Source organism: Leisingera sp. ABD4_442 (assembly GCF_056160905.1).
Genome location: NZ_JBSWYB010000058.1, coordinates 1 through 14,843, shown reverse-complemented (window position 1 = coordinate 14,843; position 14,843 = coordinate 1). Strand labels below are relative to the sequence as shown.

The following is a 14,843-nucleotide window of genomic DNA, read 5'->3' as shown; positions in this document are numbered from 1 at the left end:
CATAGTAGCGGCGCCCCGGGTAGCCTTCGGCATATTTGTTGGTCAGGACAGAGCCTTGCGCTTCCATCACCGCGGCCGAGACGATGTTCTCAGACGCAATCAGCTCAATCTCGTCGCGCTGGCGGCCCAGCTCGGCTGTGATCGAGGCGTAAAGTTCAGGATCGCGCTCGGAAAGCGCTTGGGTGAAAAACAGATCTTTGGACATTCGGGGCTCCTGTCTATCCAGTCCAGCCAAGGCCCGCGGCGACGCAGTTCATCGACTGCATCAGCGGGACCGGCACTGTTGAAGATTTGCGGGCGCGCTCTTCCCGCAGGAGGCGCACCTGGGTTTTGTGAATTTCGCGCAGCATATTTTCCACCCGGCCAAAGCGGGCGCGCAGGCGCGGGAACCGCTGGGACAGGCTGCTGTCGCCGGTAAGGAAGGCGATCGCCTCGCAGGCAAGCTGGTATTCCTTGCGGATGGCACCAAAGATGCGCTCCCGGGTCCCGGTGTCCTGCACCAATGTTGCGTAATCGGCTGCGATCTCCATGTCGCTTTGCAGCAGAGTCTTTTCGACCTCGTCCACCACCAGGCGGAACAGCGGCGACCCCGCAAACATATCCTGCAGAACCGCATCGCCGCGGGTGCCGCGGAACTTGCGGAAACTGGCAACCGCCGAGCCGAACCCGTACCAGCCGGTGATCATGTGGCGGTTCTGCGACCAGGCAAAGACCCAGGGGATCGCCCGCAAATCGTCCAGCGACCCGGCCCCGAAACGGCGCGCAGGACGCGAGCCGATCTTGAGCATCGCCAGTTCCTCTACCGGGCTGGCCTGCTGGAAGTAATCCAGGAAACCCGGCGCGTTCAGCAGGTTGGAGTAGGCTGCCTGGGACATCCCCGCGAGCGCCTCGAACGCGTCATCAAACTCCGGGTTCACCGGCGGGGTATCGTCTTGCAGCGAATGGCGCAGCACCGAGGAGGCCATCAGCTCCAGCTGATGCAGGGCCGTGCCGCGGTTGGCGTATTTCGAGCTGACAACCTCGCCCTGCTCGGTGATCCGCATCCGGCCTGCGACGGTGCCTGCGGGCTGGGCCGCGATGGCGCGCTCCGCAGGGGCGCCGCCGCGGGAGACAGAGCCGCCGCGGCCGTGAAAGAACACCGGCTGCATCCGGTGCGCCGCCAGGGTGCGGGTGATCAGGCGCTGCGCCTTCTCCAGCTCCCAGGTGGAGCAGAGGAAGCCGCCGTCCTTGTTGCTGTCGGAATAGCCCAGCATCACCTCGATCCGGTTGTCGCCGGATTTCAGCGAACGGCGGGCAAAGGGCACGTCCAGCAGGCCGTCGAGGATGCCGGGCGCGGCGCGCAAATCGCCGATGGTTTCAAACAGCGGCACCACTTTCAGAGCCGCCTTTTCGGCGCCGAAACCGGCATAGCGCGCCAGCAGGTAGACCCCCAGCAGATCATCGGTGGAACGGGTCATCGACAGGATGAACGGCCCCATCGCCTGCGGGTCTTCCCCTGCCCCGGCATCGCGCATCAGACGCAGCAGCTTCAGCAATTCGCCGCTTTGCGGGCTCAGCTCATCCGGAGTCATGTAAGGAAGCGAGGCGCTGCCCAGCTCCTTGCGCAGCCGCGCCGACCAGTCCGGGCTGCCAAATTCCGGCGCATCGCCGGAGCGCGCCCAGATCTCAGTCAGCGTCTCAGTGGTCACGGTGGAATTCTGCCGGACATCCAGCGTCACCGTGCGGAAGCCGAAAACATCAGCCTGCCAGCGGATCGGGCGCACATAGCGGGCGGCAAGGCGGTGCGCGCCGATTTCCTCAAGCGCCCCTTCCACTTCTGTCAGGTCGGCAACAAAGTCACCCAGATGTTTATAGGCGCCGGTGTCCTCGGCAGCGGTGGCCTTGATCCGCGCCTGGATCGCGGTCAGCGCCTGGCGGAAGACTTCACCGGGATTGCGGGCAGTCAGTGCTGCGGCACCGGGTGCCGCTGCAATGACCTTTGCCAAGCGGGCAGAGGCACTGTCCGGCAAGGCAAACACGGCGGCTGAAATGGAGATCCGTTCCGCTGCGGTGGTCAGCGCCTTCTGGTAGCGTTTCAGGATTGCTGCACGGTTCGCAGTCAGCGCTGCCGCCGTCGCCTCAACCGTCACATTCGGGTTGCCGTCGCGATCACCGCCAATCCAGGAATGAAACTTGAGGCACGGCGCATCGGCGCTTTCGCCCAGGCGCGGCTCAGCAGCAGCGATGTAGCGTTCGAACAGCTGCGGCACCGCCTGGTACAGGCTGTCGCGGAAGAACTGCAGGCCCCATTGGATTTCATCCTGCAGGCTAGGCCTGTCGCGGCGCAGCTCGCCGGTCATCCACAAGAGGTCAATCTCCGAACGCAGATCCTCCAGCAAATCGGCACGCTCACGCGGGGTCCAACGCTTGGCTTCCAGCGACACCAGCCCGCGGTAGATACGGCGGTGGATTTCCAGGATGGTAACCCGCTTGGCCTCGGTCGGATGCGCGGTCAGGGTCGGGCCGATTGAGAACTGGCTGGCGACCTCCTGCAGCCGTTCCGGCGTTGCGAGTTCGCCTGCCAGGTCCAGCGCGCGGGCAAAACTGCCCTCGACCACTTCCGGACCATCCTGGGTTTCGGCCATGCGGCGGTCGCGCATGGCGGCGTTTTCCTCGACAATCTTCAGCAGCTGGAACCAGATGTTGAAGGCCTGCAAATAGGCTGTCGCGGGCTGGCCGTCGGACAGGTCCCAAGGCGCCTCGCCGGCCGCACGCTCCGCCACTTCCGGGGCGCGCTGGCGCAGGACGTCCAGCCACAGGGCATGCAATTCACTGCGCAGTTCAGCGGCGTAACCGGTATCTTCGACCGCCGCATGGGTGTTTTCAGCCGGATCTCCCATTACATCACCCGGTCACGCGGCTCGCGCCCTTCGAAGAAGTCGTTCAGATTGTCGAGCACGCGGAAGCCCATCGCCTCGCGCGCCTCGCGGGTGGCGCTGCCCAAGTGCGGCAGCATCACCAGGTTGTCGCAGTCAAGCAGGTCCGGGTTGATGCGCGGCTCGCCGTCGAAAACGTCCAGCGCCGCGCCGCCGATGGTTTCGAACCACAGGGCGCGGGACAGGGCCAGCTCGTCGATCACCTCGCCACGCGCTGTATTAATAAGGAATGCGTCCGGCTTCATCAGGTTCAGCATCCGGGTGTTGATCAGGTGCCGGTTGGCGGTGCCGCCCGGGCAGTGCAGCGAGACGAAATCGCACTGCGGCATCAGCTGTTCCAGACTGTCCACCTGAGTGGCGTTGTAGCGGGCCAGGATATCGGGGGATACGCGGGAGCGGTTCTGCACCACGATCTTCATGCCGAACCCGTGGTGGGCGCGCCGCGCCATTTCCTGGCCGATGCGGCCAAAGCCCACGATGCCCAGCGTCTTGCCGGAAACCTTGGTGCCGACCAGATGGGTCGGGCGCCAGCCGGTCCATTCACCGGCGCGCAGCTCGCGTTCGCCTTCGCCTGCGCGGCGGGCCACCATCAGCAGCAGCGTCATGGCAATGTCGGCCGTGCATTCGCTGAGGACATCCGGCGTGTTGGTGACGGTCATACCGTGGCCGGCTGCGCCGTGCATATCAATATGGGAGTAGCCAACGCCATAGTTGGCAAGGATACGGGCCTGCGGTTTGGCAACATCAAACGCCTTGGCCGAGACAGTGTCGGTCACCGTCGGCAGCACCGCGTCATAGGACTTCATCGCGTCGCGCAGCTCAGCCTCGCTCAGCGGTTTGTCGCCCGTGTTCAGCACGGCATCAAAGGTTTCAGAAAGCTGAGCCTCTACTGCGGCGGGCCAGCGGCGGGTCACCAGTACCTTCGGCTTTGCCATGATTTCATCTCCCTGACGTGCTTGTTCTTTATTAGGGTGCTCCACCCCCGCCATTGCCCCGGGCCAAGGGTGGAGCAGTGCGCCAGATCCAGGGCTGGATCAGGCGGCGTTCTTTTTCATCACGCTTGCGATGGTTTCGCCGATCACGGCGGGGTTCTCGGCAACGGTCACGCCGGCGGCCGACAGGATCTCCACCTTCTCGGAGGCAGATTCGCCGAAGGCCGAGATGATCGCGCCCGCGTGGCCCATGGTGCGGCCTTTGGGGGCGGTCAGGCCCGCGACATAGGCCACAACCGGCTTGGTCACGTGGTTCTTGATGTAATCCGCCGCTTCCGCTTCCTGCGGACCGCCGATTTCACCGATCATTGCGATGACCTCGGTTTCCGGATCCTTCTCGAACCATTCCAGGATGTCCTTGAAGGAGGAGCCGTTGATCGGGTCGCCGCCGATGCCGACCGAGGTGGAAACCCCCAGGCCCAGCTCTTTCAGCTGCGCCGCGGCCTCATAGCCCAGGGTGCCCGAACGGCCGATGATGCCAACCGTGCCCGGCAGGTAGATATGGCCCGGCATAATGCCCAAGAGCGCCTTGCCCGGCGAGATGGTGCCCGCGCAGTTCGGACCGGTCAGGATCATCCGCTTGTCCTTGGGATAGCGGTACATGTAGCGCTTCACGCGGATCATGTCCTGGGCCGGGATGCCGTCGGTGATGCAGACGCAGTATTTGATGCCCGCATCCGCCGCTTCCATGATGGAGTCGGCTGCAAACGGCGGCGGCACAAACACCAGCGACGCATTGGCGCCGGTGGCCTCCACCGCTTCTTTCACGGTGTTGAAGACCGGCACGCCCTCGACGGTTTCGCCGCCCTTGCCTGGAACCACGCCGCCAACGACGTTGGTGCCGTATTCGATCATGTCCTTGGTGTGGAATCGGGCAATTTTGCCGGTGATGCCCTGGACGATGACACGGCTTTCGCGATCAAGAAGGATGCTCATTTGACGGCCCTCACACGAGTGTTTTGATCAAGGTCGTTTTTCCACGCGCCAACGGCCCGCTCAGCGGCTTCCATCAGCGAGGTTGCGCGGATCAGCGGCAGGCCGGACTGCGCCAGGATTTTCTGGCCTTCCTCCACGTTGGTGCCTGCAAGGCGGACTACAACAGGCACGTCGACCTGCACTTCCTTCAGCGCCTGCACGACGCCTTCGGCGACCCAGTCGCAGCGGTTGATGCCGGCGAAGATGTTGACCAGAACCGCCTGCACATTGCTGTCGGACATCACCAGGCGGAAGGCCTTGGCGACCCGTTCCGGGGTTGCGCCGCCGCCGATATCCAGGAAGTTGGCAGGCTCGCCGCCGGCCAGCTTGATGGTGTCCATGGTTGCCATCGCCAGGCCCGCACCGTTCACGATGCAGCCGATGTTGCCCTCCAGGCCGACATAGGACAGGCCGCGGTCGGCGGCGCGGGCTTCGCGCGGGTCTTCCTGGGACTTGTCGCGCAGCTCAGCGATCTGCGGGTGGCGGAACAGGGCGTTGTCATCAAAGGTCATCTTGGCGTCCAGCGCGATGACCCGGTTGTCCGAGGTGACCACCAGCGGGTTGATCTCAACCATGGTGGCGTCCAGTTCGGAAAACGCCTGGTAGCAGCCCTTGAGGGTGCGCACCATCTGCTGTGTCATCGCCGGCTCAATGCCCAGCTGGAACGCGATCTCGCGTGCCTGGAAGTCCTGCAGGCCCACCGCCGGTTCAACGGTCGAGCGCACGATGGACTCGGGGCGCTCGGCGGAGATCTCTTCGATCTCCATGCCGCCTTCGGACGAGGCAACGATCATCACCCGCTGGCTGGAGCGGTCCAGCACAAAGCCCAGGTAAATCTCGCGGGCGATCGGCACCGCGCCTTCGACATAGACACGGTAGATGCCTTTGCCTTCGGGGCCGGTCTGGTGGGTCACCAGCTTCTTGCCGAACAGGTTCTCGGTTGCCTCATAGATCTCAGCTTCCGAGTTGCACAGTTTGACGCCGCCCGCTTTGCCGCGGCCGCCAGCGTGAACCTGGGCTTTGACAATCCATTTGTCGCCGCCCAGTTCCCGCGCGCGGTAGGCCGCCTGCTCGGGGCTGTAGGCCAGCGCGCCCGGCGGTACGGTCACGCCGAAGTTGCTGAGAACTTCTTTGGCCTGATACTCGTGGATATCCATGGTCCTCTCCTCCTCATGGATGTCGGAATTCTATTACTCAGCCGGTTCCAGTTCCGGTGCGTAATGCTTGTCGAGCAGGGCGTTGATCGCCTCCATGTCGACATTTGCGCCCATATCGTTCATCGCCTTGCCGAAGCGGTTGACGATGTCGGTGATGGCCGCCGGGGTGATCTGGTTCAGGATGCCGATGCGGACCTGGACCGGCTCAGACAGGGTCGGCCAGATGCCGAAACCAACGGCGCGGCAGTTGCCCACCAGCTCTTTTTCGCGGCCGGCCAGATCTCCGGGCAGGTTCAGAACCACCAGGCTGGTCATGTTGCTGGTCACGTCGCAGCCCATCGCGGTGACGGCGTCGCGCAGCGCTTTCTCGTGGAAGGCATAGTCGCGGGCCTTCTGGGCGCGGCCGTGCTGCAGAGTGATGCGCAGCGCCTCGTGGAAGGCGGCAACGGCATAACCCGAGTGGGTGCGGTGGTAGGTGCCGGCAGCCACGTCCTGGCCGTCCACGATGCCCCAGTGGCGGGCTTCCAGGATCGGGTTGTGGACGTAGGAATGGCAGCCGTTCTCACGCACGGTCTGGATATATTTGTCGGTGAAGGACACCGGCGCATAGGTCAGCGGCAGGCACAGCACGCCTTTCTGCGGGCAGGACGCCCAGCCGGCAACGCCCGGGTAATCGTCGATCGAGAAGTCTTCGATGCCCAGCGAGGACACCGCGTCAATGAGGCCCATCACGCCGTGCTTGACGCAAGCGTCCGAGAAGCCTTTCAGGTCGTTGATGCGGCCCGAGCCGGTTTCCCAATGCGCCATGAAGGCCCATTTCGGTTTTTTCTCGGCCAGCACCTGCTCAACCAGCTTGCCGGAAACCGACTCGCCATGCGGCACGTCAACCACGGTCACCGAGGCCGGCAGCGGGTTCATCGCATCGGCGGCCAGTTCCTCTCGGGTGGCGGCTTTCATGCGGATGGTCATCGCGTCGATGCCCGAGAAGGTGCCGTTCTGGAAGGCCACCACGGTGTCGCCCGGCAGGATTGCGTTCAGCATGCAGTCCAGGCCCGAGAAGCCGGTGCCGCCAACGCCGTAGGTGTAGGTGTTGGCAGTGCCCCACAGATCGCGCAGCATCTGCTTGCACTCGATCATGCCGCGCAGCACGTCTGCCTGCATGTGGTCGGCCAGGCCGGTGTTGGCAAAGGCCTGCAGCACGCGGGGGTCGGTATTGCCCGGGCCAGGGCCTGCGGCCAGGGTTTCCGGGATTTCCAGGCTGGGAAAGATCGTGGGTTCAGTCATCGGGGTCAGGCCTCGCTGGTTTCGTGTCGGCGATGTGCCGGAGGTCCCGGGCCTTCGTCGCGGCGGTCTTCACTGCGGGAAGGTTTGTTTCCTGTCGTGCAACATCTGTTAACCCAAGGAAAACCTAGGTCGACAAAACCCGCAACATTCCTATATCCTGCTTTTGGGTATCTAATTGGGTAGTAAAAAACCTGCCCATATTGGTAAAAATACCGTTGCATACCAAAACTGACCCTACCCGTTTGGGTGGTTTTTCACAAAAGGGCACCAAATGGCTCCTATAAGCGACAAAGTTTCCCCGATTTCGGTCATGCTTGCTGACGCAAATCCGCTGGTGCTGTCGGCGATGTCCGAGATCTTCGACAAGGACCCGCGATTCTCGCTGGTCGCCACCTCTGCCACCGCCGAAGGCTTCCTCGGGACGGTGATGCGGGTGCCGGTTCAGGTCGGGATCATCGACTGGAACCTGCCCGCGCTTGGCGGTGCCAAGCTGATCGAGGTGCTGCGCGACCAGGCCAACGCGCCGCGGCTGGTGGTCTATGCCGACGAAAGCAGCGATGTGCCGCGCAAGGCGATGAGCGCAGGCGCAGCCGGCTTTGCACCGCGTTCCAGCGCCGTCGAGGGGCTCTTGGACACCTGCATCGCGGTTGCCGAGGGCAAGATGGTGTTTCCCTTCCTCGACGTCCGCGGCCTGCAGACCGATCCGATCGAGCAGCTGTCGCGCCGTGAGCGCACCATGCTGGAGGCGCTGTCCAAGGGACTCACCAACAAGGAGCTCAGCAAGGAGCTGGAGATTTCGACCAACACGGTGAAATTCCACCTGTCGAACCTCTACGAAAAACTCTCGGTCAAGAACCGCGCCCAGGCGATTGCGTTCTACTACGCCAACCGCGCCGCCAAGGGGGATTTCAGCCTGGAGGAATGACCCCGGCTTGCCGCCCCGCGCCTCGCCCGCGTGCACGCACACGCGGGCGCACGCGAGGGCGCGACGCGCGGGCGCGCTCCCGCGCGAATGTATTTAAATGAAAACTTTTTTCTTGACAGGAAACGCTCTGATGAGGAATGCCTAAGGAGGAGAGGACGAAACCCCATTGCGAATGAGGAGCGCACCCATGTCGTTTCATACCATCGAACAGGCCCCTGGCCGCCTGAACCGCAGCGAGCTGGCAATCCCCGGATCCCAGCCTCAAATGTTTGAAAAAGCTGCAAAATCTGACGTAGACGTGATCTTCCTGGATCTCGAAGACGCGGTTGCGCCGGACGAGAAAGACCAGGCCCGCAAGAACATCATCGAGGCCCTGAACGACATCGACTGGGGCAACAAATCCATGTCGGTGCGAATCAATGGCCTAGACACCCACTACATGTACCGCGACGTGGTCGATGTGGTTGAACAGGCAGGTGAACGCCTGGACCTGATCATGGTCCCCAAGGTCGGCACCGCGGCTGACGTTTACGCCGTCGACATGCTGGTCACCCAAATCGAAGACGCCAAAGGCCTGAAGAAGCGAATCGGCTTTGAGCACATCATCGAGACCGCGCTTGGCATGCAGAACGTGAGTGAAATTGCCGCAGCTTCCAAGCGCAATGAATCGCTGCATTTCGGCGTTGCCGACTATGCCGCCTCGACCCGCGCCCGCACCACCATCATCGGCGGTGTGAACCCTGATTACTCGGTGCTGACCGACCCGGCCGCGGACGGCTCACGCGACGTGCACTGGGGCGACATGTGGCACTATGCCCTGGCCCGCATGGTGGTGGCCGCACGCGCCAACGGCTTGCGTCCGATCGACGGCCCGTTTGGCGATTTCCAGGACAAAGAAGGCTACAAGGCCGCCGCCAAACGTGCCGCAGTTTTGGGCTGCGAAGGCAAGTGGGCGATCCACCCGAGCCAGATCGAACTCGCCAACGAGGTGATGTCGCCGTCGGACGCGGAAATCACCAAGGCGCACCGCATCCTGGAAGCCATGGCTGAGGCTGAGGCCGCCGGCAAAGGCGCGGTGTCGCTGGACGGCCGCCTGATTGACTATGCCTCGATCCGTCAGGCAGAAGTGCTGGTGGAAAAAGCAAAGCAGATCGCCGGCAACTAAGCCGCCGTTCGGTTTCAAGACCTTGCGCCGTCCCGGCTTTGGCCGGGGCGGCTAAGCGGCGCTATGCCAGGGAGATGCAGATGACCGGATTGCTGACCACCGCCAAGGCCCTGTTTAAGGCCGCTGTCGACCGGGCAGACCCGGCGCAAGCCCTGCGTGCCCAGCTGGCGTCCTCGCCGCTCTCCCCCCTGCCCGAAGGCGGCAGGAATGTGCTGCTGGCCGTCGGCAAGGCTGCCATCCCGATGATGCGCGAAGCACTGGCCCTGGTCCCGGATGCGGTCTCGGCGCTGGCCATCACAAACCCCGAAAATCACACGGAAATTCCTGGCGCCACTGTGATCTGCGGTGCCCATCCAGTGCCCGATGAAACCAGCGCTGATGCTGGTCAGGCCGCCATTGAACTGGCCCAATCACTGGGTCCGGATGACCGGCTGATTGCGCTGATTTCCGGCGGCGGCTCCGCGTTGATGGTGGCACCACCACCTGGGCTGACGCTCGCGGACAAGGCAGCGGTGAACAAGCTGCTGCTCGCCTCCGGCCTTGAGATCAACGAAATGAACCTGATCCGTCAGCAGCTATCGGATACCAAAGGCGGCGGCCTGCTGCGCCACGCGGCGCCCGCGCAGGTTCAGGCCTTCATCCTGTCGGACGTGATCGGGGACGACCTGCGCGCCATTGCGTCCGGCCCCACGGTGGCTCCCATCGGCAGCCGCGCAGAAGCCCGAAGCACCATGCAGCGTGCAGGCATCTGGGACAGCGCGCCTGAGGCCGTCAGAACCCTTCTCAGCGCCGCTGAAACGGCGCAAGAGGCCCCGCCTCCGGCCGCCAATACTCTGATCGGCTCCAACCGCCACAGCCTCAAGGCGATGATGGCCGCAGCGGCAGAGGATTGGAGTCCGAAACTGGTATCGCACCGGTTGGTAGGCGATGTGGCCGAGGCTGCAGAAACCGTTGTCAAAGCGGCAGAATTGGCCCCCCAGGACAAACCAATTGCGCTGATTTTCGGCGGCGAAACCACTGTTCAGCTCACCGGCACTGGCCTTGGCGGGCGCAACCAGGAGCTTGCCTTGCGCGTCGCCAAACTGGGCGCCGAACGTCTCAGCGGCGACTGGCTGTTCCTGTCAGGCGGCACGGACGGGCGCGACGGCCCCACAGACGCGGCTGGCGGCATTGCCGCTCCCGGCACCTGGGACGCCATCAGGGTTGCCGGACAGGACCCGGAGGCATTGCTGGCCAACAATGACAGCTACGCGGCCCTCAAGGCTGCGGACGCGCTGCTGATGACCGGCGGCACCGGCACCAATGTTGCTGATGTGCAGGTCTTCCTGAGGCGGCCCGGCTAACCCCTGGAACACCGCCGCTTTCAACTTGCCCAAAATACTCCAGCCGGAGGCTCACACGCATCCGGCGGCAAGCTTTGGCCTGCGACTCTATACGCTGACGGGAACCTTCTTCTCGCCCCACTCGGCAAGATCATTCACCAGCACCAGCGCTACCCGTCGGAACACCATTCTCAGCCGGTCCACATGCGGCCCGTCCAGCTTGAGGTCCGCCAGCGCCTGATCCATGCACTTCAGCCAGTTCTCGGCGTCCTCTTCCGTGACCGGCACATGCGCGTGCATCAGCTTCACGTCCATATGGCCGTGTTTTTCCTGATAATACTTCCGGCCACCCAGGAAGCCGGATAGGAAATTGAACTGCTCAATCCGGGCGTGGTCCATACCGTGGCCGCGTTTGTGCAGTTTCACAATCTGCGCGCCTGCCTCAGTCTCTTCGACAATGTCGTAAAATCTTTCAACGAGGGCTCGGACTACGTCCTCGCCACCGATCTGATCTATCAGCTTCTGAACCATTTAACCTCCCAGCCCCGCAGCGGCCGGCCTCAGGATTGAGGCCGGGTCTTCTTGGGGTCGTAATGCGCAAAGGGTACTATTTTGGCCGGCAGCCGTTTTTGATGCCCGTCAAGTTTGCCGATTTCCACCTCGGTTCCGGCTTCGGAACAAGACACGTCCACCCGCGCCAGCGCGATGTTCTTGCCCAACAGCGGTGAGCGCATGGAGGACGTCACTTCGCCAATCTGCGCCCGCCCGATGTGCACGCAATCACCATGGCCCACGTCGATGGCCGAGTCGATATCCAGCCCGACCAGCTTGCGCGCAGGCGTGGTCTTGCGCCGGATCAGCGCGTCGCGGCCGACGAAATCATCCTCTTTCGATTTCAGCGGCACGGTAAAGCCGATGCCAGCCTCAAACGGATCGGTCTGGTCAGAGAAGTCATAGCCTGCAAAAATCAGCCCGGCCTCGATCCGCACCATATCCAGCGCCTCCAGCCCCATCGGGCGGATGCCGTGGTCCTGGCCGGCCTCCCAGACCGCATCAAAGACCTCGCTTGCGTGTTTCGGATGGCAGAAGATCTCATAGCCCAGCTCGCCGGTGTAACCGGTCCGTGACACAACCACCGGCACGCCATGTTCGCCACCGATGCGCGCAGGTGTGAAACGGAACCAGCCCAATTCCCCAAGTTCGGGATTATGCGGCATAGTCCAGATGATTTTCTTCAGAAGATCACGGCTTTCCGGCCCCTGCACCGCAATATTGTGCTGCATATCGGTCGAGGAGCGGATCAGAACGTTCAAACCCAGCTTCTCAGCCTGCTCGCGGATCCATTCCCCGCCGTAATCCGAGCCGCCAATCCAGCGGAAGTTGTCCTTGCCCAGGCGGAACACGGTGCCGTCGTCGATCATGCCGCCATGCGGATAGCACATCGCGGTATAGACCACCTGCCCCACTGCCAGCTTCTTGATATTGCGGGTAAAGATGTACTGGCACAGCGCCTCGGCATCGGGACCGGTGATCTCAAACTTGCGCAGGGCAGACAGATCCAGCACCACCGATTTCTCGCGGCAAGCCCAGTATTCCTCCAGCGGCCCGGACTCGGCATAGCAATTGGCCAGCCAGAACCCGTTATACTCGATGAAGTTGCGGGTCAGCTTGCTGAGGCGGTCGTGGAAACCGGTTTCCTTGGTCATCTTGGGCTCCGATTCAGGGGTCGCGCGGAACGCAATCGCCCGCTTGAAGGTCTCTTCTCCGCTGTAGGTGCGGACGTGAATGTCAGTGGGGTTCCAGCCGTTGGCAGCGCTGGTGTCATCCGGGCAGGCCGAGCTGACGCAGACCAAGTCGGTCAGGGCGCGCAGCAGCACATAGTCGCCGGGCCGGGTCCAGGGTTCATCGGCATACATCACACCATGATCGTCGAGCCCGGTGTTGAAGAAGAAGTTGATCGCCATCCAACCCGCCCGCGGCGTCACCCCGTGCTGGGCCAGCGTGCCGTTGAAGTTATCCGAGCAGTTTACATGGCCGGGATAGCCGATGTCGTCATAGTATTTTGCCGCGCAGGCCAGGGCAAAGGCATCATGCCGTCCCACGGTGTCCTGCACCACCTCGACCAGCGGCAGCATGTCCTGATCATAGTATTTCGCATGCAGCCCCGGCATTGGATAGGCATGCCCCATCAGCGTCCGCGTGGTGGTCACATCCAGCGCGTGCTCGATGCCCTTGTCCAGCTTGCGGGCCGCAAAGCACTGGAAATCGGTGCATTGGCGGCCATCCACATCGATAATCTGGATGTAGTCCCCCGCCTTCACGAAGTAGCTTTCAGCGGTGGCGCTATGCACCCGCACCTCATTGACCGACTCAGCCAGCGGATCGGGCAGCTCAAACCGCGCCACCTGCTTGATCACCGCGCGCTTGACCATCACGGTCAGCGAGGTCACCGTATCCTGCTTCTCGAAATCCATGATGCCGCCGGGCGCCGCGATGATCACCACCCCGTCGCGCTGCGCGGTAAAGCTTTCCTCGGTCTTGGCAGGGGTTGCGCTGTCAAAGAACCGCACCGCACCGCCCTGGGCCAGATCGATACCGCGCGCCTCCATCCCCATCCGCAGCCCCCGCAAGGACTGGTCCGAAGAGGTCAGCAAAGCCTTCAGCCCGTCTGCACCGCTGTTCGCTGCTGCGCCGATGATTCCGGCGTCAATGCGCCCCTTGTCCCCTGCGGCGATGATCTCGCAGGGCTGGCCGCCCTCGTCGTTGATCACCGTGACCGTATCGCCAGTTTCCACCCGGATCAGGATCGCACCACAGCCCTCGACCACATAGCGCTCGGTTCCCTTGGGCAGCGAAAACACCGACGGCTGGTACAGTCCAGAGGGCTTCGGCGGCCCTTTGACAACTTCAGGGAAGCTCATGTCATTCATCGCGCATCTCCTGTTGGACTCCGGTCAAAATTGCACTTCCGGAATATTTATTTATTGAAAAGAATATTCCGCTCCCCCAGTATAATCAACAAACATGTTGATTTTCTGCGGAAAAATGGCAATTGCCCGGGATGCGGCATTTTCCTGGGGGTGAATGCCGCAAACGAAAGGATAACCGGTATGCACTCGCTGCTTCTTGGTCTGATCGCAGCCCTCGCCTGGGGTATTCACGACCTTTGCGTGCGGTTTGTCTCCCAGAAAACCAGCATCCTGCCGGCCATGCTCATCGTGTTCAGCACCGGAGCGATTCTGGTTGCCGGGGCCGCCGCCGCATTGGGGGACTGGCAGGCAATGACCCTACAAGCCGCCTGGCTGGCCGGCTTTTCCGGCCTCCTCTTTGCTCTTGGCTCCTATGCGCTCTACCGCGCCTTTGCCCTGGGACCGGTTAAGCTGGTGGCGCCGCTGGTCGGCGCCTATCCGGTGCTGTCACTGGCTATGGCGATGCTGCAGGGCCAGCCGGTCGGCCCCGGCCATTGGCTGGCGGTTGCCGCGGTGGTGGGCGGCGTTGGCTGCATAGCCGTCTTCTCCACCGAAGACGACGGCAGCCCGGTCAATTTGCAGGCAGCCGTCTGGGGCCTGGCAGGCGCTACCGGGTTTGCGCTGACCTTTGCTACCGGCCAGGCCGCAACACAGGCCGGAGCCGAACTGCCGGTGCTGATCATCACCCGGCTCGCTGCCGTCCTGCTTCTGCTGGGCCTGGCATGGCTGGCCCGGATGGTGCAGCTTCCCTCGCGCAAGCTGCTGCCTCTGCTGGCGCTCATGGGCACGCTGGATGCCGTAGCGCTTGGCCTGGTGATCTATTCCGGCACCCTGCCGCGGCCGGAATTCGCTGCGGTCAGCGCTTCGCTTTTTGGCTTGGTCACTGTTGTGCTCGCTTGGCTCGTTCTGCGTGAAAGCATGAACCGCGCCCAATGGATCAGCGTCGCCGTCACCTTCGGCGGCATTGCCTATCTGGGGCACTGACCACGGCAAGCTGCCGTACCCGCAAGCGGGCAAGCCCCCGCTTTTCATCTTGCCAAAAAAAACTCCCGCCGGAGGGTTTCCGGCGGGGCAGATTTGTTCGGACCTCAACGGTCTGCGCTTCAGGCGGTGAGGCCTTCAGGCTCGGGGAGGTTGTT

At 63.0% G+C, this 14,843-nt stretch carries 11 protein-coding genes and 1 pseudogene; 4 read left to right on the top strand and 8 right to left on the bottom strand.

The window, feature by feature from the left end:
* The 6 genes and pseudogenes from glyA to ACXAHG_RS22580 all read right to left on the bottom strand — a co-directional run.
* Window positions 1-205 (bottom strand): annotated as a pseudogene (glyA, locus tag ACXAHG_RS22605) (serine hydroxymethyltransferase); the annotation flags it as partial.
* Window positions 206-218: 13 nt separating this feature from the next.
* Window positions 219-2,879: a phosphoenolpyruvate carboxylase gene (locus ACXAHG_RS22600; protein WP_475060956.1), complete on the bottom strand. Its 2,661-nt coding sequence runs from the start codon at window positions 2,877-2,879 to the stop codon at window positions 219-221.
* A complete protein-coding gene (locus ACXAHG_RS22595; RefSeq protein ID WP_475039682.1) occupies window positions 2,879-3,850 on the bottom strand; it encodes a 2-hydroxyacid dehydrogenase in 972 nt (323 codons plus the stop codon). Before ACXAHG_RS22595 ends, ACXAHG_RS22600 begins: the two co-directional genes overlap by 1 nt.
* A gap of 99 nt (window positions 3,851-3,949) precedes the next feature.
* Window positions 3,950-4,843, bottom strand: a complete 894-nt coding sequence (gene sucD, locus ACXAHG_RS22590; protein ID WP_039134774.1) for a succinate--CoA ligase subunit alpha — start codon at window positions 4,841-4,843, stop codon at window positions 3,950-3,952.
* The gene (locus ACXAHG_RS22585; RefSeq protein WP_475039685.1) at window positions 4,840-6,039 is read right to left on the bottom strand and encodes a malate--CoA ligase subunit beta; all 1,200 of its coding nucleotides are present in this window, start codon (window positions 6,037-6,039) and stop codon (window positions 4,840-4,842) included. The genes sucD and ACXAHG_RS22585 overlap by 4 nt, the downstream gene beginning before the upstream one ends.
* A gap of 33 nt (window positions 6,040-6,072) precedes the next feature.
* Window positions 6,073-7,323 (bottom strand): pyridoxal-phosphate-dependent aminotransferase family protein, encoded by a 1,251-nt coding sequence (locus ACXAHG_RS22580; RefSeq protein WP_475060954.1) that lies wholly within the window; start codon window positions 7,321-7,323, stop codon window positions 6,073-6,075.
* Window positions 7,324-7,633: 310 nt separating this feature from the next.
* On the opposite strand from ACXAHG_RS22580, the gene ACXAHG_RS22575 reads away from it, so the two are divergent.
* The 3 genes from ACXAHG_RS22575 to ACXAHG_RS22565 all read left to right on the top strand — a co-directional run bounded on the left by ACXAHG_RS22575 (window position 7,634) and on the right by ACXAHG_RS22565 (window position 10,756).
* Entirely contained in the window at window positions 7,634-8,248 is a 615-nt protein-coding gene (locus tag ACXAHG_RS22575; protein ID WP_475060951.1) for a LuxR C-terminal-related transcriptional regulator, read from the top strand.
* A 187-nt stretch (window positions 8,249-8,435) separates the two neighbouring features.
* Window positions 8,436-9,413 carry an HpcH/HpaI aldolase/citrate lyase family protein gene (locus ACXAHG_RS22570; RefSeq protein ID WP_259957545.1) on the top strand — a complete coding sequence of 326 codons (978 nt, stop codon included), beginning with the start codon at window positions 8,436-8,438 and terminating at the stop codon, window positions 9,411-9,413.
* 80 nt (window positions 9,414-9,493) lie between these two features.
* The gene (locus tag ACXAHG_RS22565; RefSeq protein WP_475060949.1) at window positions 9,494-10,756 is read left to right on the top strand and encodes a glycerate kinase type-2 family protein; all 1,263 of its coding nucleotides are present in this window, start codon (window positions 9,494-9,496) and stop codon (window positions 10,754-10,756) included.
* A gap of 87 nt (window positions 10,757-10,843) precedes the next feature.
* Here the strand turns inward: ACXAHG_RS22565 and ACXAHG_RS22560 are convergent, their stop codons facing one another.
* Entirely contained in the window at window positions 10,844-11,266 is a 423-nt protein-coding gene (locus tag ACXAHG_RS22560; protein WP_475039689.1) for a group II truncated hemoglobin, read from the bottom strand.
* A 29-nt stretch (window positions 11,267-11,295) separates the two neighbouring features.
* Window positions 11,296-13,665: a trimethylamine-oxide aldolase Tdm gene (gene tdm / locus ACXAHG_RS22555; protein ID WP_475039690.1), complete on the bottom strand. Its 2,370-nt coding sequence runs from the start codon at window positions 13,663-13,665 to the stop codon at window positions 11,296-11,298.
* A gap of 180 nt (window positions 13,666-13,845) precedes the next feature.
* Between tdm and ACXAHG_RS22550 the strand changes: the two genes are divergently transcribed.
* Entirely contained in the window at window positions 13,846-14,688 is an 843-nt protein-coding gene (locus tag ACXAHG_RS22550) for an EamA family transporter (RefSeq protein ID WP_475039692.1), read from the top strand.
* Window positions 14,689-14,843: the final 155 nt, after the last annotated feature.